This window comes from Chryseosolibacter histidinae (assembly GCF_018598225.1).
Classification (GTDB): Bacteria; Bacteroidota; Bacteroidia; order Cytophagales; family Cyclobacteriaceae; genus Chryseosolibacter; species Chryseosolibacter histidini.
Genome location: NZ_JAHESF010000072.1, coordinates 1 through 20,920, shown reverse-complemented (window position 1 = coordinate 20,920; position 20,920 = coordinate 1). Strand labels below are relative to the sequence as shown.

18 protein-coding genes are annotated in these 20,920 nt (G+C 52.1%); 8 read left to right on the top strand and 10 right to left on the bottom strand.

Features of this window, described 5'->3' with window-relative positions; all coding sequences use genetic code 11:
* The 3 genes from ade to KK083_RS31420 form a co-directional block, all read right to left on the bottom strand.
* Positions 1–1,442, bottom strand: a 1,442-nt coding sequence (gene ade, locus KK083_RS31430; RefSeq protein WP_254170129.1) for an adenine deaminase, incomplete at its 3' end; no start/stop codon positions are given.
* 120 nt (positions 1,443–1,562) lie between these two features.
* Entirely contained in the window at positions 1,563–2,480 is a 918-nt protein-coding gene (locus KK083_RS31425; RefSeq protein ID WP_254170128.1) for an OmpA family protein, read from the bottom strand.
* A gap of 94 nt (positions 2,481–2,574) precedes the next feature.
* Positions 2,575–3,141: a DUF922 domain-containing protein gene (locus KK083_RS31420; RefSeq protein ID WP_254170127.1), complete on the bottom strand. Its 567-nt coding sequence runs from the start codon at positions 3,139–3,141 to the stop codon at positions 2,575–2,577.
* A 278-nt stretch (positions 3,142–3,419) separates the two neighbouring features.
* Here KK083_RS31420 and KK083_RS31415 point away from each other — a divergent pair, with 278 nt between their 5' ends.
* Both KK083_RS31415 and KK083_RS31410 read left to right on the top strand, forming a co-directional pair.
* Positions 3,420–4,448 (top strand): LacI family DNA-binding transcriptional regulator, encoded by a 1,029-nt coding sequence (locus tag KK083_RS31415; protein ID WP_254170126.1) that lies wholly within the window; start codon positions 3,420–3,422, stop codon positions 4,446–4,448.
* A 32-nt stretch (positions 4,449–4,480) separates the two neighbouring features.
* Positions 4,481–4,789: a DUF6958 family protein gene (locus KK083_RS31410; protein WP_254170125.1), complete on the top strand. Its 309-nt coding sequence runs from the start codon at positions 4,481–4,483 to the stop codon at positions 4,787–4,789.
* A 185-nt stretch (positions 4,790–4,974) separates the two neighbouring features.
* Here the strand turns inward: KK083_RS31410 and KK083_RS31405 are convergent, their stop codons facing one another.
* A complete protein-coding gene (locus KK083_RS31405) occupies positions 4,975–5,460 on the bottom strand; it encodes a hypothetical protein (RefSeq protein ID WP_254170124.1) in 486 nt (161 codons plus the stop codon).
* A 467-nt stretch (positions 5,461–5,927) separates the two neighbouring features.
* On the opposite strand from KK083_RS31405, the gene KK083_RS31400 reads away from it, so the two are divergent.
* A complete protein-coding gene (locus KK083_RS31400) occupies positions 5,928–7,169 on the top strand; it encodes an asparagine synthetase B (RefSeq protein ID WP_254170123.1) in 1,242 nt (413 codons plus the stop codon).
* An 87-nt stretch (positions 7,170–7,256) separates the two neighbouring features.
* Here KK083_RS31400 and KK083_RS31395 read toward each other — a convergent pair whose 3' ends face one another.
* The 3 genes from KK083_RS31395 to KK083_RS31385 form a co-directional block, all read right to left on the bottom strand.
* Complete coding sequence (locus tag KK083_RS31395; protein ID WP_254170122.1) at positions 7,257–7,700, bottom strand: hypothetical protein; 444 nt, start codon at positions 7,698–7,700, stop codon at positions 7,257–7,259.
* Between the two features lie 27 nt (positions 7,701–7,727).
* A complete protein-coding gene (locus KK083_RS31390) occupies positions 7,728–11,387 on the bottom strand; it encodes an MBG domain-containing protein (RefSeq protein ID WP_254170121.1) in 3,660 nt (1,219 codons plus the stop codon).
* Between the two features lie 220 nt (positions 11,388–11,607).
* Complete coding sequence (locus KK083_RS31385; RefSeq protein ID WP_254170120.1) at positions 11,608–12,360, bottom strand: LytR/AlgR family response regulator transcription factor; 753 nt, start codon at positions 12,358–12,360, stop codon at positions 11,608–11,610.
* Positions 12,361–12,700: 340 nt separating this feature from the next.
* On the opposite strand from KK083_RS31385, the gene KK083_RS31380 reads away from it, so the two are divergent.
* The 4 genes from KK083_RS31380 to KK083_RS31365 all read left to right on the top strand — a co-directional run bounded on the left by KK083_RS31380 (position 12,701) and on the right by KK083_RS31365 (position 17,325).
* On the top strand, positions 12,701–13,933 hold the full coding sequence (locus KK083_RS31380) for a hypothetical protein (RefSeq protein ID WP_254170119.1): 1,233 nt from the start codon (positions 12,701–12,703) through the stop codon (positions 13,931–13,933).
* 14 nt (positions 13,934–13,947) lie between these two features.
* A complete protein-coding gene (locus KK083_RS31375) occupies positions 13,948–14,964 on the top strand; it encodes a sensor histidine kinase (RefSeq protein ID WP_254170118.1) in 1,017 nt (338 codons plus the stop codon).
* Positions 14,961–15,716: a LytR/AlgR family response regulator transcription factor gene (locus KK083_RS31370; protein ID WP_254170117.1), complete on the top strand. Its 756-nt coding sequence runs from the start codon at positions 14,961–14,963 to the stop codon at positions 15,714–15,716. The genes KK083_RS31375 and KK083_RS31370 overlap by 4 nt, the downstream gene beginning before the upstream one ends.
* A 352-nt stretch (positions 15,717–16,068) precedes the next feature.
* Positions 16,069–17,325, top strand: a complete 1,257-nt coding sequence (locus KK083_RS31365; protein ID WP_254170116.1) for a hypothetical protein — start codon at positions 16,069–16,071, stop codon at positions 17,323–17,325.
* Positions 17,326–17,607: 282 nt separating this feature from the next.
* Here KK083_RS31365 and KK083_RS31360 read toward each other — a convergent pair whose 3' ends face one another.
* A complete protein-coding gene (locus tag KK083_RS31360; RefSeq protein WP_254170115.1) occupies positions 17,608–18,453 on the bottom strand; it encodes a 3-keto-disaccharide hydrolase in 846 nt (281 codons plus the stop codon).
* Positions 18,454–18,614: 161 nt separating this feature from the next.
* On the opposite strand from KK083_RS31360, the gene KK083_RS31355 reads away from it, so the two are divergent.
* Positions 18,615–18,845 carry a hypothetical protein gene (locus tag KK083_RS31355; RefSeq protein WP_254170114.1) on the top strand — a complete coding sequence of 77 codons (231 nt, stop codon included), beginning with the start codon at positions 18,615–18,617 and terminating at the stop codon, positions 18,843–18,845.
* Between the two features lie 6 nt (positions 18,846–18,851).
* On the opposite strand, the gene KK083_RS31350 is transcribed toward KK083_RS31355, so the two are convergent.
* Positions 18,852–19,796, bottom strand: coding sequence for a D-2-hydroxyacid dehydrogenase (locus KK083_RS31350; protein ID WP_254170113.1), 945 nt, complete (start codon positions 19,794–19,796; stop codon positions 18,852–18,854).
* A gap of 4 nt (positions 19,797–19,800) precedes the next feature.
* A partial coding sequence (locus KK083_RS31345; protein WP_254170112.1) for a sialate O-acetylesterase occupies positions 19,801–20,920 on the bottom strand: 1,120 nt, incomplete at its 5' end.

Here is a 20,920-nt window from a genome sequence, read left to right as displayed (position 1 = left end):
TAGCCGTCGTCTGCCGACATAATGCCTGCTACGGGGAGGGGCAGGATCAGGGAGTTATGCTGATCTGTAGCTGCAATACCTCCTTTCTCTGCCATGATGAGGTTCACTGCCCGGGCAATGGAATCGTCGTCGGTGCCCACAGCGATAATGTTATGTGAATCATGCGCTACAGATGATGCGATCGCGCCTCTTTTCAGGTTGAAGTTCTTAATGAATGCCACTGCCGGCGCAGCTTCCGCATAACGGTTCACCACGGCGATCTTGAGGATGTCACGATCAACATCGGCCACGGCGTTTCCGCCTTCAACCCTGGGCTTGTCAATAAGTACGTTGGTGATCAGCTGTCCGTCGAGCGCTTCGATCACCCGCATGGAGCTGCCCGTGGCTTTGATGACGAAGTCTTCACTTTTCCGGTAACTCTTTTTGAAGTTATTCACGGTGCCACCGGCCACCCGTGCGATCTTGCTCACGCCGTTCTCTGCCACCATCACGCCGTTGATGAATGTATTGCGCACGGTGAATGCGGTGAGGTTGTCCACGACGATGAAATCAGCCGAATCTCCCGGCCGCAGCCTGCCAACCTGCATCCGGTAGTGGTCGATGGGATTGATGCACGCAGCCTTCAGCACCTTGAACAGGTCGATACCTTTGGCCAGCGCCCGTTTCACCAGTACGTTGATATGGCCTTCTTCGAGGCTGTCGGGATGTTTATCGTCGGAGCAGAACATCATCTGGCCTGCATGATCGTGCAGCAAGTTGACAAGGGCCTCAAAATTTTTGGCGGCACTCCCCTCCCTGATAATGATCTTCATACCGTATTTCAGCTTGTCGAGCGCTTCTTCGGCTGTGAAGCACTCATGGTCGGTGCTGATGCCCGCGGTAGCGTATTGCTTCGCCTGATCGCCCGTGAGACCGGGTGCGTGGCCATCCACGACCTTGTTGTATTTCCGCGCCAGCGATAACTTCTCTTTCACTACAGGATCGTTGTAGAGCACGCCGGGCCAGTTCATCATTTCCGCCAGGTAGTTCACCGCCGGATCTTTGAGCAGCACCTCAACATCTTTCACATCAATGGCCGCACCTGCCGTTTCAAAACTTGTGGCCGGAACACAACTGGGCGCGCCAAAGTAAAATTTGAAAGGTACCTGGCTGCCATTGGCGATCATGTATCTGACACCCTCCACGCCCAGCACATTGCCGATCTCGTGCGGATCAGAGACGGTGGCCACGGTACCATGCGCAACGGCCAGTCTTGCAAACTCTGAGGGCACGATCATGGAGCTTTCGATGTGGACGTGCGCGTCTATGAAGCCAGGCAAAATATATTGATCGGCAACCTCCGCCTTTTCGGTAATGCGTGCAATCTTTCCATTGCTGACCTCTACTTCGCCGTTATAGATCCTTTCGTTCTCAATGTCGATAATGTGGCCGGTGATCTTCACGAATGGGTTGGGTTTAGACTCAAAAATACAATTTCCCGCAGATTACGCGGATTTTCGCAGATTCTTCCATTAAAAAAATCTGCGCTCATCTGCGCAATCTGCGGGAAAACTTTCGAAGCTCTACTTGATACTGATGATCCTGAATTCGACCCGGCGGTTCAACGCCCGGTTTGCATCGTTGGTGTTCTGTGCCACGGGATTGACCTCACCATATCCCTTCGAAAGCAGCTGCTGCGGCTTCGCTCCCTTTTCGATCAGATACTGTTTCACCGCCAGCGCCCGTTTTTCTGAAAGGGTTTTGTTGTAGTCGTTGCTTCCGACGTCATCGGTATAGGCGCCAATTTCGATAACAATACCCGGCTGCTGCTCCAGCACGTGGGTGAGCTCGGCCAGCATGAGCTTGGCAAAATCGGTGAGGGTGGCTTCGTTCTGGTTGAAATAGATGTTGTTGAGGGCGATCTTGTTGCCTGCCTTCAGCCGCACCAGGCCGATCTTCTTTTCCCGTACGCGGCCATCGAAAACACGGGCAAAATCGATGGTATCCTTATAGGAGAAATACCCGGGACATCTTACCTGCAGCACATGTACCTTATCATACTCGAGGTCAATCGTGTAGGGCGACACTTCCACTTCTTCGCTAAAAACAATGGAAGATTCATCCATGGTAAAAAGATCGATCGCTGACCGCAGGGTCTCGCCCGTCTCCTGGCTGAGAATTGAAATGTGCAGCTGGGGAATGCCGGGCTGAAGCTGAACTTCCACATCAGGAGCCGACTTTACGGTCTCATAGTCGAGCCGGAGCTGGCTGTCGAAGTACCCGTCCCTGGAGAGGGTCACGACTTCTTCCCTGCCGGGATCCACTGTGACCGCATATTTGCCGGCAGCAACTTTCTTCACGGCGCTGGCCTGAAGTCCTTCCAGCGCAACATCGAGCGGCGTGCCATTGATCTGATTTTTCACCTGGAGGTTTACGAGTACCGGCTGTGACCAGCCCGTTTGTATTGCACCAATCAGCAGGATTGAGAGTAAGGTTTTCATAAAGAGGTGGTTTTTACGAAGCTACGAAATAGATTTGAAAAACGAGGACGCAGTCGGGACCGCCCCCCTCCTGACTCCTTACTCCTGGCTCCTTTTAACCTGCTGTGATCACCCGCTTCGATTTCTTATAGGCACTCAGCTGCTGGAGCTCTTCCTTGATCTTTGTCCGCCACATTTCCTGTTTTTTATCGAGGGCGCCGTGAAGGGTTTCCATATCGTATTGCCTGTCTGCTTCGTTGCTTTCTTCGAGCAGGGCCTGGATGGCTTTGTTATAGGCTTTGACCTCGTTCACGTTCTGCTCTTCAAGCTCCTGGATCTTTTTGCGGATGCGGCGTGCGAAGACCTCGGCGAGATCGAAGTGGAGCTGTTCGTGTGCCAGCAGTTGCGGCGATTGATCACGTGACCATGACTTCTCCTTGTTGAACAACACGTGCACATCATACTGCACTTTCTTTCCCACCATATAAGGTTTGGCTTGAATGGCAACGGAAGTTCCAGCATCGCCGGCAGCATCTTCTCCGGGTTTGCCCTGGAAGTCGTCCCACTTCAAACTGTAAAAAGGATTCCATTCGATAAAGGCTTTTGTATTCACTACCTGGGCCTGGGCGCTGGCTGCTGTTGTCATAAGCGTCAGCAGGAAAATATAGAAGATCTTATTCATGGGGAAGCATTCAAATCTCGATCACGCCACTCAAAACGAGTGCCAATGATGACTTTGTATCAAAAGAACAAAAATTCCTGCAATAGGTTGCCTCCGCATTCGATGAAGTAAGATTTTCAACGCATTGATAATATTAATTTAAAACCAAAACTGCGTTCCTGCCGTTAGTTTATGTAATTTGCGCAATCGATTACACAAATATGGCCTTAATCGCCTTTTTCGCACTTATAACCAGTTCATTTATAACCGGTTAGCGAAGATCATTAAAAACCCCGCCGATGAAAAAGGATAAATTTACCATTCATGATATCGCCCGAGAGCTGAACATCACGGCCTCTACGGTCTCGCGTGCGCTGAACGACAATCCACGCATCAGCGCAGAGACCAAGCAGTCGGTATTGCAAATGGCAAAACGCCTGAACTATCAGCCGAACAACATTGCCGCCGCGCTGCGTAACGGAAAGAGCAGGATCCTGGGGGTGATCGTTCCACGCATCGACCGGAGCTTCTTCTCATCGGCTGTGCGTGGCATTGAAGAGATCGCCAACACCGCCGGCTATAATGTAATGATCTGCCAGACGCACGAGAATTTCGAGAAGGAGGTAACCACGGTTGAAGCACTGCTCAACGCCCAGGTTGACGGCATCATCGCCTCTTACAGCAAAGGCACTTCAAACTTCGAACATTTTGAAAAGATCAAGGAGAAAGGAATCCCCCTGGTACTGTTCGACCGCACCAGCGACGACCTCGGTGTGAGCCAGGTAGCGATCGACGATTTTCTCGGTGCCTACTACGCCACCGCGCACCTCATCGCGCAAGGCTACCGGCGCATCGCCCACTATACCAATATCCGCAAGATCAGCATCTTCAAGGAACGTTTGAAAGGTTACCGCGAGGCACTGACGGAACACGGACTGCCGTTCGATGAGTCGCTGGTGCAAGAGAGCAACCTGCAGTTTGAAGACGGCCGCCAATGCATGCAGAAGCTGATGGCGTTGCCGGAGCCGCCTGACGCTGTGTTCTCGGCCAGTGCGCTGAGCGCCATGGGTGCCATCCAGATGGTGAAGCAGATGGGAAAGCGGGTACCGGAAGATATCGGCATCGTTGGCTTCAGCGACGAATCGTTTGCTTCGCTATCAGATCCACAGCTCACCACAGTTGACCAGCACAGCATCCACCTGGGCAACAAAGCGGCTGAGATCTTCCTGCAGGAATTATCAAAAGGATCGAAAGACTTCCCCCGTAAAGTGGTATTGAAACCTGATCTCATCATCAGGCAATCTTCCTTACGAAAAGGTAAACCATGAACTCATTCACATGATCAAATAAAGACCTCACTATGGAAAAGATAGAAATGTTGGGCTCCCCGCAAAAAAGAGGGCCGCTCATCCACCGGAAAGAATACGAAAAGATCACCGAGTACATTCTCGCGCAGATCAAAAAAAATGGAGAAAGCATCTCCCTCAACGAGCTCCTGGATAATGCCACGAACGATCTCGGCGATATCGCCCTGGTAGTGCTGCAGGTAAAACGCGACCTCGAGGCACGGGGTGTCATTGAAACGGCGCTGAATAATAAACGCGAACAGTTTCTCCTGATAAAGAAGAGACAAAAGAAGCGGAGTACCGTAAGACGGATGGACTATTAAGAGTCCACAGTCGACGGTCCACAGACCACAGACGATCAGTGTCAGAAAGTCAAACGGGTTCTGTATTATCAGTGAAGTCAATAGGAGATCCTTCGCTCCCACCTGCCATCACGCAAAGCACCGTTCTGGATAACGGCCTTCGAAAGGGAACATGCCGTGGACTGTCGTCCGTGGGCCGTGGGCTCCTATCTATTTCTGCTATAAGAGTTCAGCGACAGTTCCTGCGGGGTCATGCCCTGCCCCACCTCATTGCGCAGCATGGTTCGTAAAGTATCGTCGAGCTGCATGAAGGTGCTGGCCTGCGCCGGTGAAAGTGCTTTTCTGAATTTTTTGAAGTACATCCTCCTTACCCTGGCCATCTGCACGTCGTTCTTCAGCATCTGCTTTTGCAGGTCTTCGAGCTTTTCACCGTTGTTACTGTTCTTCCGGTAACTGGCCAGCAGAAAGATATATTCCATTTCCATGTACTGGGTAGCTGAATAATAGCTGTCATACACGGGCCAGAATGCGGCCTTCTCGGCCTCCGTAAGATCGAAATACTGCACCACCAGGGCTTTCTTCTTCATGGCCCAGATGCGGTCGGCACACCGAAGCGAGTCCGTGATAGACTGAGCGAACATAACAGGGCTCAGCAACGTGCAAAACAAAATGATGAATAAGCTGCGTTTCATAATGGAAGTCCCCCGCGCGGAAGCACACATATTGGTTGTTGGTTGAAAACGATACAGTGGCCGCCCACACTTTGGGCTTTCACTTCACAGGGGCATAAAATATCTATGCCCGGTTCATCGATCGGATAACGTTGGGCTATTGAAACAACACTTTTTCAGGTACGAAGTACGATTTGCGAGGTACGGTATGAGGTACGAATTACGAAGTACGATTGGGTCGGGTGTGGGAAATCGTCTACGGTTAACCCTTCAAGAGTTCTTCATGGTGGTGCTTTACTTTTGCCAGCGTGCCCCGTGAATAGCTCTTGAAGGGTCCGGCAAGCGCTACAGCAGTGGTCTGACGACTTACCGGCAACGGTTGCATGCGCCGCTCAAATAAACATCAACGGGTTTTCAGGAATACGGGAAACATTGATTAATTTAAGCATATCATCCCGCTGGCAACTGACATTTAATCACCCGATGTTATGTTGAAGTATCTTATCGTCATCTTCATTTTTTCATTCACGGCCTGCGGCGCTTCATCCCTGCTGATTCCCATGGATGGCAGCCAGAAGGACCACCTGAAAGCTTATGGCATCGCCTATTACATACTCAAGAAAGGCCTCGAGGTAGATTGGCTGCTGAACTATCGCGGGGGAAGCTTTATGATCACCTGGAACAAGGAGATCGAAGACGAATGTGTGGTGCGGGGCGTTACCTTCGAGCGGGTTTCTGAAGCCAATGCCAACACCATCCTGAAAGAGATCTCCAGCCCCTCCGTGAATATGAATGTAGTGCGGCTGGAGCGCGCCCCACGCATCGCCGTATATTCTCCGAAGAACGAGCTGATCCTCGATGAGACCGATGCCGTGATCCTGGTATTGGAATACGCCGAGATCCCCTACAATATCATTTATGACGAAGAAGTACTGAAAGACGAGCTGGCCAAATACGACTGGCTTCACCTTCACCACGAAGACTTTACGGGACAGTATGGTCGTTTTCTGCGGCGGGAGTCGTCCAAGATCGAGGCCGACATTCAGCAGGCCACAGCCCACCGCCTGGGCTACACGAAAGTGTCGGCCATGAAGCTCGATGTGGCCAAAAGGATCAAAGCTTTCTGCAGCGGTGGCGGATACCTCTTCGCCATGTGCTCCGGCGCCGAGACCTTCGACATCGCCCTGGCTGCCGATGGCGTGGATATCAATGAGAGCATTTATGACGGCGACGAGCCTGACCCTGAAGCGCAGCAGAAGCTCGACTTCACCAAGACCTTCGCTTTCGAGAACTTCACCCTCGAGCCTGGCTACAGCCGCAGGTTCTCCGACATAAACACCGGCCGCCCTGACTTCTTCGACCGCAACACGGGATTCTTCGATGTGTTCCAGTTTTCCGCCAAATGGGATATCATCCCTTCCATCCTCACCCAGAACCATGAGCACGTGATCCGGGAGTTCCATGGCCAGACCACTGCCTTCAGCAAATATGTGGTGAAGCCTACGGTGCTGATCCTCGGTGAAAACCGCAACCGCGATAACGTCAGGTATATCTATGGCGAGCAGGGCCGCGGCCACTGGACATTTTACAGCGGACACGACCCCGAAGGCTCGCCCTCAAGATGGAGAGAGGGTACCGACCTGAGCCAGCATCCCAACTCTCCCGGCTATCGCCTCATCCTCAACAACGTGCTCTTTCCTTCGGCCAAGAGGAAGAAGATGAAGACCTGAGGAAGTACGAGGTACGAAATACGAGGTACGATGAATGCAGTTCGGGCTATCGTACTTCGTATTTCGTACCTCGTACCTTTCTTCTTCTCATTCAAAAATGAAAGTGTAGTTACCAGTCACCGATCGTTCCCTGCCGGGACCAAACGCGTTCTTGCTCCATTGCAGGGTGAGTGTCAGCGATGATGCCGTGAGGGCGGCGATCTCTACCTGAACATTGTCGCCACGTTTGATGGATACGGCTTCGTCGTTGACAAATGACCACACATCCGTAGCAGGCCACATGGTTGATCCGTTGCTTACCGTAAAAGTGGTTTCGGTGAATGTGATGCTCATGCCTGCGAACTTCGAGGTCACGTCTGCACCATCGGCCGTCACCGACTTGATCTTCCACGTTTTTGCCGTCAGCTTTTCAAGGGCGCTCTGCCGGGCCGTTTTAGGCTCCCCATCTCCATCACAGGCGGAGTAAAGGAAACTTTCCATCAGTAAGAGCACGGCTAACAATACCGGAGACAAAGACTTATATGTTTTCATGATGTTTTGCTTGTCGTTTTGGGTTCCTTATTTTTTTACAAAGCTCACCTGGCGCGCTCCCTGGGCTCCTGAAAATTTCACAACGTAGATACCGGCGGCCAATGTGCGGACATCGATCACCAGGTTTCCTTCTTCGAATGTGTAGGGAAGCGATTGACCGGCACCCGTGATGGCTGACACGGCATGCGCGGCCTTACTGCTCACACCACTGATGCGCACAAAATCTGTAGATGGATTGGGATACACTGACACGGGCTCAACGTTGTTATGCTCGACACCTGTTACTATCAGCACATAATCGTTTGAAAATTCGCTGAAGCAGTCGTCGGCCTTGGTCTGTACCTTGTATGTGCCTGCCTGCGATGCCGTGAGCGTGGCGTTGGTAGCATTGCTGATCTGGGTGTTGTTCAGGTACCACTGGTTGCCGGCGTTGTTGCTCGACGTGAGCACCGGCGCTTCGGGATTGGTGAACGACGCCGTGATCAAAGGTTTGGAAGGATCGATGCAGAAGCTCACCTCTGCCGTGGCTGCGTTGTAATTTTTATTGCCCGTCTGTGTAGCCTTGATGCTCACCCTGCCTGCTTTGGCCACGGTAACCTGCGCACCGTTCAGCGAAACCTTGTCTGATGACGTTGTATAGACCACAGGCAATGATGATGATGCTGTAGCCGAAAGGTTGAAGGCGGCGCTGCTCAACGTTTTAGAAGGCACGGCAGGGAACGTGATCACCTGGTCGGCCTTGTTGATGGTAAGTGTTCCTTTCACATAGGCGAACGTATAGTTGTTGTCGGCACCTCCGGAAGGTACGATGTCATAGTCGCCGGCATCAGATGCAGTTGTGGCCTGCGTGACTGCGGTTGGAGCGGTATTGATCACGGCGCCGGTCTCATTGTTTTTGAAGCCCTGATAAGCGATGGTGAACGCAGGATTCGTTTGCCCATAGGCGCGGCTCTTGTTGTTGGCGGTAGCTGTGAGCACGGCCTTGTTCACCACCAGTGCCGCCGATGTGCTGGCGGGAACGTAGCTCTCATCACCGGCCTGCGTTGCTGTGATTGTGGCATTACCTGCTCCGAGAATGGTGACCATGTTGCCTGATACGCTGGCAACAGAAAGATCGCTGCTGCTGTAGGTGACGGGAAGTCCGCTGCTGGCGATAGCCTCAAGCGTTATCGGTGCGTCACCGTAAGTTCTTTCAAGTGCGGGAAGGGCAGAGATATTCTGTACATCCTTGTTGTTGATGTCCAGCACGAGGAAGTCTCCCTTATAATTTGAGCCCACCAGGTATAGCTCGCCCTGGTACAGTCTGAACGCCTGAGGGTTTGAGCCTGCATAAATAGCCTTGCCGCCGGTACCGAACGTTGCACTCAATGTGCCATCCTGCTTGATCTTCGCGATGCCCATTTCGGTACCGTTGATGCTGTTGAATTCGAAGGCCATGTAAATATTCCCGCCTTCTACCAGAAGCTCACGACCATAATCATTGGAGTTCGGCAGCGACACGATCTGCTTGCCGTCGCCGCTGAAGCTGTTATCAAGTGAACCATCCGGCTTTAACTTCACGAGCGACAGATCGGCTTCACCTCCCGGCACGTACGAATAACCTCCTATGTAGATACTGCCATTGGCATCAATATCGATTGCCTGCGCTATGTCATTGCTGACTCCCACCGGAATCACCTGCTTTCCGTCATCACTGAAGGTATTATCCAGGGTGCCGTCAGGTTTCACTTTTATAACAGCGTAATCGCCATTGCCTCCCTCAAATTGCCCTGTAACGTAAATATTGCCATCACTATCCAGGGCTGCGTCGTTGGCGAAATCGTTGGTAGATCCTATGGATACAAACAGCTTGCCATTGCCGTTGAAGGTGGCGTCAAGTGTACCATCTGCCTTGAGCCGGATAATGGTGAAATCATAGTAGTTGCCGTTGGCTGCCTGACCGATCAAATAGATACGACCGTTTTTGTCCAGCAGCAGGTCTGTAACATATTCACTGAATCCAAAATCGAGCAATAGCCTGCCGTCTCCATTAAAAGAGGGATCAGGGCTTCCGCTGGGCTTCAGCTTGAGCACAGCAAAGTCATGGTTGGTTCCGTTGAAAGCGAACCCAGCCATAAAAATATTTCCCGCGGCATCCACCGCTACATCGGATGGCTGATCATTGTAACCTTGCACGCCCATCGGCATAATTACCTTACCATCGCCACCGCCAAAATTATTGTCTATAGCACCATCGGGTTTCAGCTTCACCAAGGCAAAATCACCATCGGTGCCATCGCCCACGGTACCGGCCACGTAGAGGCTACCATTGCTGTCGAAAACCATGTCTTCAGCCACATCAATTGTAGGGCCTGCGCTGAACAAAACTCTTCCCTGATTGCCGAATGTAACATCAAGGGCACCACCTGGAAAACTCTTTAATAAGGCGATGCGTGCGCTGTTGAAGTCCGGATTCCATGCAAAGCCAGAAATAAAGATATTACCATTGACGTCCAGTAACACAGCATTGCCGATGTCTGTTACATCGCCGACAGAAAAGGTTGCGGCCCCGTTGCCACCGAAATCAAGATCGATATCACCGTTCGGCTTCACTTTGGTCAGCGCAAAATCCATCTCGCTACCTGTTCCAGCGTACCCTCCCAGGATCAGGTTGCCCGCGGCGTCCAGCACCATATTGCCGCCATAGAAATTATTGGCGCCAAACGGTTCGGGTAAGATCTTTCCGTTTACGCCGTACCCGTAATCCAGGCTGCCGTTGTGCTTGAGCTTCACCACCTGCGTTTTATGATACGGTGAAGTAAAAACAGTACCTGCCAGGTAAAGGTCACCATTGTTATCGATGACCACCTCCGTTGCGTAGCTGGTCAAACCAAAGTAGGGTATTATCAGTTTTCCGTCGCTGTCAAACGACTCATCAAAACTGCCATCGGGTTTTACCCTGGTCACTGCAAATCCCTGGGTACCTTCATCGTTCATTGCTGCGCCCACCAGCACCAGGTTGTGATCGCTGTCAAACGCCATGGCGTTGATGTTATCATGTTCGCTTGACATCGAATATACGAGCTTGCCGTCTCCGCTGAAAGTGTTATCGAAGGCACCGTTCGGTTTGATCTTGTACACCGCACAATCGTTGTATTGTGAGGGGGATTCCACAGACCCGCCCACAAAGATGTCGCCATCGCCGTTGATCACAATGCTATAGGCGTAATCTGACAGATCGTTACCAAGACCGGGAATCAGCAATGCACCATTTGTACCAAAGCTGTTATCACGTGTACCATCGGGTTTCAGCTTCAATAAGGCGAAATCATCATCGAGGCCATTATTGGCATATCCGGCCAAGTAGATATTTCCATTGGCATCCAGGGCCAAAGCACGCGCCGCGTCATATTCCGGACTAAGCGCCGCGATCACAAAACCGCCCTCACCAAAAGTGTTATCAGGCGTGCCATTAGCTTTCAATTTCAGCACTGCGAAATCATCGCCGCCATTGCCGGCCAGGAAAAAATTTCCGGAACCGTCTCTTACTATGGCAAAGGATTTAGCGTCGGCAGCGGTGTTATTGTTGCCAAAATTGATCTCCTTCCGGCCCGTTCCATTGAAGGTGAGATCAAGGGATCCGGGCTGCGCCATAAGCCAGGCCGGCCCCCATAAGATCGTACAAAACAGTAAAACTGACTTTTTCATATCACTTGCTTGCGTTGTTATTGGATTTTAAAAACGCAGCAATGTAGGGCGGGACCCGCGGTCTCTTAAGGCATAATGCGTGTACCACGGTTCGCATTGTTTGAAATCCGGGTTTGAATTAGTCGTCGGACCACTGCGCACAGGCCGGCGCACGGTCAGTGGTCTGACGACTATTTCGAAGGGAAGATGCTGTGGACTGTCGACCGTGGACTGTGGACTCTTAAATAATCTTCAGCTGACGTTCAAGGGCGGGTCTCATCTGGGAGCCTACGGGCAGCGTGGTGCCATCCGTTAAAATGAGGCTGCCCGACTCTCCTTTATGATAGGAAGCGATGTGCCTGAGGCTGATGATGTGCGATTTGTGGATCCTGCAAAAATGATAGGGAGACAGTATGGCTTCGAACTCTTTCAAGGTTCGACTGACCACCATCTTGTTGCCTTCTGTAAAATAGACCATGGTGTAGTTGCTGGAAGCCTCACACCGGATGATCTTGTCCACTTCCACGAAAGTGACACCCGAGAGGGTTGGAATGCCGATGCGCTTCACCTCGTTGGCTTTCTTCACCTGCTCCAGCAGCAGATCGTGGGTCTGACTGTTTCGCTTATGCGCGATGCGTTCGAGGGTTTTGGTCACCGTTTTAACCAAAGCTTCAGGAACCACGGGCTTCAGCAAATACCCCGAGGCGTTCACGTTGAAGGCGTCGACCGCATAATGGCTGTGCGCGGTGGTAAAGATGGTCTCGAACGTAACACCCTTGTTGTTGCCGCCGAACAATTCAAAACCCGACGCTCCTGGCATTTCAACATCGAGAAAGACCAGGTCAGGACCATGCTGCTCGATGATGGGAACAGCCTCCGCTACAGAAGAACAATCGGCCACAACACGCACGGCAGGACAGTACAATCCAAGCAAATGGGTGAGCAGCTCCCTGCCTTTGCGTTCGTCGTCAACAATTACAGCGTTAATGTGCATGGGGTCTGAAGCAGGCAGTTATGATCAAGTTACGTTCACGCATTTGAGGTGATACACAGCAATCTACTATTTCTGATTTAATTGCCCAACTTTCGAGGTACGAGATGCGAGGTACGAGATACAAGGTACGAGGTTACGAAGTACGATCCGCTCGTCACAGCATGGATGAAAATGAGCGGTACATTCATTAAGTTTGTATGTAATGAAATTCGTCAAGCCATCCCAAAGACCCGATTCAGCACTTTCCCTTCCCGGTTCAGTCAGTCTCTCTTTGTCCCGGAGCGGCTTACTGCACACTTTTACCCCAGATATGCGTATTATGGTGAAAGATAGCAAGGAGATGAGTTCAATATACAGATGGATCGTGGTGATCGTAGGGATCGCAATTGCCGTGCTGGCATTTGCGGTGGAAACAAAAGCACAATCGCCGGAAGGATTTATTTACGGTAAGGTACATACCAACGGCACTACCTATACAGGCCTGCTGCGATGGGGAACGGAAGAGGCGTTGTGGACCGATCTTTTCAATGCTTCCAAAACCAAAGACCAGTACAAGAAGCTGGTGCCGCAGCAGAAAGACGAAGGCGATACCTGGTTCAACATCGATTGGAGCTTCGGCAGCATCTGGGAAGACAAGATCATTGCGCACCAGTTCACGGTCCAGTTCGGGAACCTGAGTGAGATCATCATCATGAACAATGACGACGTGAAAGTGAAGCTCAAGAACGGCAAGGAGTTCGAGATCGACGGTGAAGGATACAATGACGTAGGTGCAAAGATCCAGGTGCTCGACCCCGAGCTGGGTATCGTCAGCGTGAGCTGGAGCAAGATCTCCCGGATCGAGTTCATGCCTGCGCCGGCCCGCCTGGAGTCCATCTTCGGTACACCCCTGTATGGAACTGTGGAGGGCACGCGCCGCGAAAAGTTCACTGGTTTTATCGTGTGGGACAATGATGAGCGCCTCAGCACAGACCGCCTCGATGGCGATGCTGACGACGACGATGTAGCCATCAAGTTCGGCGAGATCAGCACCATCGAAAAACAAGGACGCGGAAGCCGGGTCACCCTGCGCTCGGGCCGCACGTTCTACCTCACCGGCTCCAACGACGTGAACGATGAGAACCGCGGCATCCTCGTGGTGACTCCCGGCATCGGCATCGTAAAAGTGAACTGGGAAGCGTTCAGAAATATTACGTTCGCCACACCCGACAACACCGGCATGTCTTACGCACAGTTCACACCGCCCGCGCTGCTGCAGGGCACCGTATCTCAGCTCGATGGCGACGATCTCACGGGCCGGATCATCTTCGATATCGACGAGATGCTCGACATCGAGATCCTGGAAGGAAAAGACAACGACATCGAGTACAGTGTGCTGTTTAAGAACATCAAAAAGATCACACCCAAGAATTCGGATTATTCTTCCATTACCCTGAGAAACGGTGAAACCCTACTGCTGGGCGACACGCAGGATGTTTCGGCACGAAACGGCGGTGTTCTTGTTTTCGTAAAAGGAAAAAAAGAACCCCAGTACGTAAGCTGGAGGAAAATAAACGAAATCACATTTCATTGATACTGACGAGTACCTTGAGAACACGTCGTTTCTATTACCTGTTGATGACCGCGCTGGCCGCCGGTGGCATCGCAGCCTGGGCGTGGTACACAGAACCTTCCACGGTGTTTTATCTCACCACCGGATGGCTGATCATTGTAGCCGTGCTGCTCTGGTGGGGAAACCGGCAGCTCACACTCCGCTTCGACAAGCTGATGCCCTGGAACCGCTGGGGCAACCTTCGTTTCTTTGTTCACCTCGCACTGGGGCTCATTTACCTGCTGGTGCTCATGAACCTCTCCTACCTTGCGCTGAAGCTGATGCTCACCACAGCACCGCCTACCGTTGACCAGGTTCTCGCCACCAACGTATGGGGTGCCATGATCTTTATACCGGTGTTCTCCATCTATTTCAGCCTTCATTTCCTGAAACACTGGCGCAGGTCAGAGCTTGCCGCCGAAAAGATCCAGAAGGAGAACATGCGATCGCAGCTCAATTCTCTGAAGAGCCAGCTCGACCCGCACTTTCTTTTCAACAACCTCAACATCCTCTCGGCGCTGATCGACACCGATCCGCTGCGGTCGAAAAAATTCGTGGACAAGTTTGCCGAAGTTTACCGCGCGCTGCTGCAAAGCAAGGCTACGGACGACCTCATCCTGCTGTCGGAAGAGCTGGCGTTTATCGACGCCTACATGTATCTGATCCGCACCAGGTTCGACAACAACATCCAGTTCACCCGCAACCTCAAGGCCGGCTATCAGGCGCGTATGATCCCGCCCCTGACGTTGCAGCTGCTGATCGAGAACGCCATCAAACATAACGTGATCCATGACGGAAGTCCGCTCACCATCCACCTGCTGCAGCTTGAAGACGATTACCTGATGGTGAGCAACACGCTCAACGAAAAAAATCACAAGGATGGGCGCCGGGGAAGCGGGCTGCTGAACATTCAAAACCGGTATGCCTACTTTACAGACAAACCCGTGCGCATCCTGAAAACCGAAACCCATTTCGAAGTACATATCCCACTGCTTGAAATTGAACAGGCATGAACATACTGATCCTGGAAGACGAAAAGCTCGCCTCTGAAAAACTGGAAAGATCACTGCTCGAGGTCGAGCCTCAAGCCCACATCGTGGCGAGGTTACAGACCGTAGCCTCCGCCGTGGAGTGGTTGCGCAGCCACCCGCACCCTGACCTCATCGTCACTGACATCCGATTGCTCGACGGCCTCTGCTTCGAGATCTTCGAGCAGGTGAAAGTAGAGAAACCCGTGATCTTCACCACCGCCTACGACCAGTATGCCATCAAAGCTTTTGAAGTGAACAGCATCGACTACCTGCTGAAGCCCGTGCAGCAGGAGAAACTGAAGGCAAGCCTCGGCAAGCTGAAGAACCTGGCGCCCAAACCTGCCGCCATCGACTACCAGGAAATGCTCAGGCTGCTCAAGGCCGCACCGGCGGAATACAAGTCGCGTTTCATGGTGCGCCTGGGCCAGAAGATCATCGCGCTCTCAGCCGATAAGATCGCCTATTTCTTCAGTGAGAATAAGCTCACGTACATTGTCGCCAAAGACGGGAAACGTTATCCCATGGACCAGCCCCTGGAAGAGCTCATGGATGTGCTCGATCCCCGGGTCTTTTTCAGGATCAACAGGCAATTCATCATCACCTTCGATTCCATCGCCGAGATCCACCCCTACTTCAAAGGTCGCATCAAGCTCTTGCTAAACCCCAAGACGGAGGAGGAAGTAGTCATCAGTTCCGAAAGGACCCCTGAGTTTAAGAAGTGGATTGATCAATAGAAAAGGAGTAAGAATTAAGGAGTAAGGAGTAAGGACTAGGAGCCAGAAGTCAGGAGCCAGAAGAGCGTAGTGCTGAATCACGGCAAGGTTCCGATGGCGGAAACCCTTCATTATAGAAACTGTATCTGATTTCCCAACACCGTACCTTATTTCTTACTACTTAATTCTTACTCCTTACTCCTTTTCCTTCATTCCAAGGCCAAACTTCGAATCAGTTCGGGTAGTGTTTTCTCCCGATTCAGTCAATCAAGCGGCCGGTCCATCCCCTTCTCCATAGAAAGAGGGCAACTTCAGGGCATTTTAGCAGTATAATCCAGCAAAGAACACAAAAATGGTAAACAAACACCCCCTTATGAAAGCATCCATTCGCCGGTCCCTCCCGCTTGTCACAGCTTTGATGGTATTTGTCAGTGTCCGTGCCCAGGATACAGGTTTTATCTATGGCAAGGTTTATACGGAAGACAACCGCACTTATGAAGGGCCCATCCGCTGGGGAAAGGAAGAGATCTACTGGAACGATATCTTCAATGCCACCAAAGAAAGGAACGAGCACCTGCGGCATTTGTCGGACCGCGAACGGGACCTGCTGGACGACAGGAACTACGACTGGTTCAACTGGGACAACAACCTCACCCGCTGGCTGGGAAGCAGTCACTGGCACAGCGATGGCGGCGACTACATCCATCAGTTTGCCTGCCAGTTCGGGGAGATCAAAAGCCTGCGCCCGGCCGGGAAAAAATATGTTGAGCTGGAACTGCGCAATGGCCAGAAATTTGAGGTAGGTGGCGAAGGATATAACGATGTGGGCCTCGACATCAGGATCACCGACAAAGAGATCGGCGATGTAGAGGTGTACTGGGGCAGGATCGAAAAGGTCGAATTTATGGACACACCCTCGAAGCTTGAACAAAAATTCGGACAGCCGCTGTACGGCACTGTGGAAGCTTATGGCGAGAAATTTGCAGGCTACATCCAGTGGGATCATGACGAACGCATCAGCACCGACAAGCTCGACGGCGACTCGGATGACGGTGACGTGGCCATCGAGTTCAGCAAGATCCGGTCCATCACCAGGCACGGCAGCAGAAGCCTCGTGGTGCTCAAGTCAGGACGTGAGCTGTGGCTGGATGGCAGCAACGATGTGAGCTCAGGCCACCGCGGGGTGATCGTGATGAGCAAAGAGTTCACAGCAGTAGACATCCCGTGGCGGGAGTTCGAAAAAGTAGTATTCGAAGACAAGACACCGGAACCGATATGTACATACAAAGATTTTGCCGCGCAGCGCGAGCTCAGCGGAAAGGTAACCACGCATGATGGAAAATCTTTTTCAGGCAGGATCATCTATGACCTCGATGAATCACACGAATACGAATTGCTGCAGGGAAAGAATGGCGAGTTTGAATACATCACTGCCTTTCGTAACATAAAAAAGATCACAACCAAGGGAGAACACCGCGCTACGATCGAATTGAAAACCGGTAAAAAAATAACGTTGGAGGAAGCGCAGGATGTTAATGAACGTAACCAGGGACTTCTTATATTCGCGCCGGGAAAATCAGACCCCGCTTATGTGCCCTGGAATGAAGTGACAGAAATTGAATTCAAATAAAATTTACACGTTCGGTACAATAGACTGAGCGTTGGAAGAAAAACTACACGTTAGTAGGTGTAGGTTTAGGTTGAAAACCGGTTGGCAGATGGCCGATCGGTTTTCTAGTTTTAGACCAGGATTGATAGGATTTAAGGATTGACAGGATTGATTGCCTACCAGGATTTATAGGATTTAAAGATTAACAGGATTGATTGCAAGGATTCCTTGTAACCGATCTTTAGAATGTGAATCCTGTGATACCGGATTGTTGCGTGAATATTAATTTCGCTAACTTAAAATTCAGTGCGCAGAAATTTTCAGGTCTGCTGGCATCCGATCTATCTGAGTGATCGCGATATTTCTGTAAAACACTTCGGCGCCTTCGCTTTGGATCTGGATCTTGCCTTTGGTGAGGGGAGTTTCCGTTCCGTTGTCAGTTTGTCTTGACTTGTAGAGCACCATCACCACTTTGCCATTCATCACATGAATTGCCGTGTCTGCATAACAATATATTTCAAGCGTGTTCCATTCACCTGAGGGTTTTTCATTATCGGGGTCTTTCACACAATGTCTTCCCTGCTCGCCTTTATCGCGGAATGTGAGCAACGGCGCCGATGCATCATAGACGGCATCGCCGGAAGTTTTCCTGGCAGGGATATCGAACACAGCGCCGGCAACGCCCCAATAATCACCGCAGTCGCCCTCCTGCACCTGGAACTCCTGAGAGCGCATCCATGATCCGCCATCCTTGCCGTGCGGCCCCACAGCATGATAGAGCACACCGCTGTCTCGTTTTTGGTTCCTGCGCGGGGGCCATTTTTGTTTGCCCCACTTGAACTCCAGCTTCAGGTGATAATTTTCGAATTCGCGGAGTGTGGAAATACCCCCGAAGTGTTGCCCGGAGATGCGGATGGCGGGCGCTCCGTCTTCGCGCACCACAGAGAACACGCCGTCAGGGTCACGGTTCAATCCGATCGGCTCACCGGTGCGTTTGCTGATGAGCGTATCGTACATCCGCCCGATGTAGGTGTCCCACCCCGTAAGGTCACGGCCGTTAAAAAGTTGGTGCCACGCGCCTTTCTTCAGCGGCTGGGCCTGTGCTGCAACAGTCAGCAAAAGCAGGGTGATCAGGAATGTTGTTCTCATACCGGGTAGACGTAAAATTTCATGAGCTATCCTGACGCAGAGGCATCGGGATTGGGCATTAAGGCATTAGGTGCTGGTGGTTGTTGGCTCGTTTTTTTTCAAAGGAGGTCATCAGCGTCCCCTTCAGGAGACACTGATGGGACACACTAAATCAACCGTTTATGACTTATCAAATTGAAGGGAACACGCTGCTTTTTGCCATCGATCGCCGGCAGATCGTGGATATCGCCGTGAATGATACTATTCAGGTGAAAGGTTTTCCGGGGGCCAGTCATGTGTGGACAGGCCACGACATGGAGTTCGTTGAAAACAACCCCGATGACGAGATCTTCCTGGAGGTAGAAAGGGTTGGCGACAATCAATATAAGGCAGCGGGAATCTTGCTGCAGTAACAACACCTAATTCACCACATTCTGCGGTTTACCTCCTAACGCAGCTTTTACATTCCCGAGGGTGATCTGTAAGATCCGTTGGCGGGCTTCGAAGCTGAGCCAGGCGTTGTGCGGGGTGATGAGGCAGTTGGAAAGGCCGAGCAGTGGATGATCGGGTGGCGGCGGTTCCTTGCTCAGCACATCGAGGGCGGCGCCGGCAAGCACACCACGCTTCAGGGCTTCGGCAAGATCAGGCTCATGGATCAGCTGGCCCCGCGAAGTATTGATCAGGTATGCCGAAGGTTTCATATGCGACAGCAACGCCTTGTTCACAAACTCTTGGTTCTCCGGTTTCAGGGGACAATGCAACGACACAAAATCACTGGTGGAAAACAGCGCCTCCAAACCGACAGCCGCAGCCTGCGCTTTTTCCGCGCGGCCACGGTGATAAATAACATTCATACCGAAAGCTCGTGCAATGGCCGCAGCCTGGTTACCAATCCTGCCGAGACCTACGATGCCGAGCGTTTTGTCCCTCAGTTCAATGATGGGTGCCCTGGCATAGCTCCAGTCGATGGCACGAACCCACTCTCCTTCCCTGACACTTTGCGCATGCCTGCCCACGTGGTTGGTGAGCTCCAGCAGCAAAGCAAAAGTATGCTGGGCCACCGAATGGGTTCCGTATTCGGGTACGTTGCATACGGATATACCGTGTTTCCTGGCAGCCGCAGTATCCACCACGTTGTAGCCCGTGGCTGTTACCGCGATCAGCTTCAGGCCAGGTGCCGTCAGCATGACCGGCTCCTGGATGGGAGTCTTGTTGGTGACGATGATGTTGGCTTCGCGGCAACGCGCAACGAGCTCTTCCGGCTTTGTGCGATCGTAGTAAGTTACTTCACCTAATTCGTGAAAAGGTTGCCAGCTGAGGTCGCCAGGGTTCAGCGTATAGCCATCGGTGATAACGATCTTCATCGATTTATTTGCTGATCCAGAATTTTCCTGATTCGGTGATACCCTTCCAGGTGTCTGTTCTGAAAGGCACCGCCGGAAAACCTTCTTTGTTGTAGAGGTTGTTGTCGGATGCCTCGTCGGCCCAGCCGAAGCGCACCGCTACCGGAGCCTTCACGGCTTCGTGGTAAACCACAACCGTGTTTCCATCAACGTATGCTTTTGCGTACTGAAACTTCTGATCGTCTCCGGCAATTTCAAATCCTTTCAGGTATCCGTACCGGTCTTTGGCAACAAGGCCTCCGCCCGTATTGCTGAAGGTAACAATGACCTTGTCGCCTTTCACTTCCATCGATTTGTATACAGGGCCACTGTCCACGCCGCTCTTTCCGTAGGTTCGCGCAAGCGCCAATGCTGCAAGGCGTTTACCTACATCCTGTTTGTTACGGGGGTGGATGTCATTGGCATCGCCGATGTCGGTGGTCACGGCCATACCGGTGTTGGGCAAAGACAACGTCATGGTCTGTGCTTCACGAAGCTCTGCCCATGTGCTTCCGGTGGCGCTGGTGCCATGGCTGGCGTTGAAGCTTGCAAGCTGTACAAAGTAGAACGGGAAATCACCCTGTGCCCAGCGTTTTCTCCAGTCGGTGATCATGAGCGGAAACGCCTTGCGATACTGGTAAGCGCGGCCGGCGTTCGACTCGCCCTGGTACCAGAGGGCACCTTTGATACCCAACAGCAACAGCGGGTTGATCATGGCATTGAACAGCAGCGTAGGGTAACTGTTGGGTCCCACAGTAGCAGCGCGTTTGGAGATAGTCTCCACCCTGAATGACCAGTCTCCTGCCAGGGGCTGCGATGTGCTGCCCGTGACAATTCTCACCTGCGATTCATCCCCGTAAATACCTCCGCCGCCACCGGTGTCCTCAACCCGCACAGCCACCACGTTGTTTCCCTCTTTCAGAATGCCCGCCGGGATCCGGTAAATTCTTTTTTCACTGTATCCCCGCGTGCTCCCGGCCCTGACACCGTTCACGTAGGTCTCGTCCGAGTCGTCGATCATGGCGAGCTCCAGGGTTGCCTCCTTACCGGCATCGGCAGCAGACCCCGTGAAGGTCCGTCCTGGGGGTTGTCGGCCACGCCGCGCC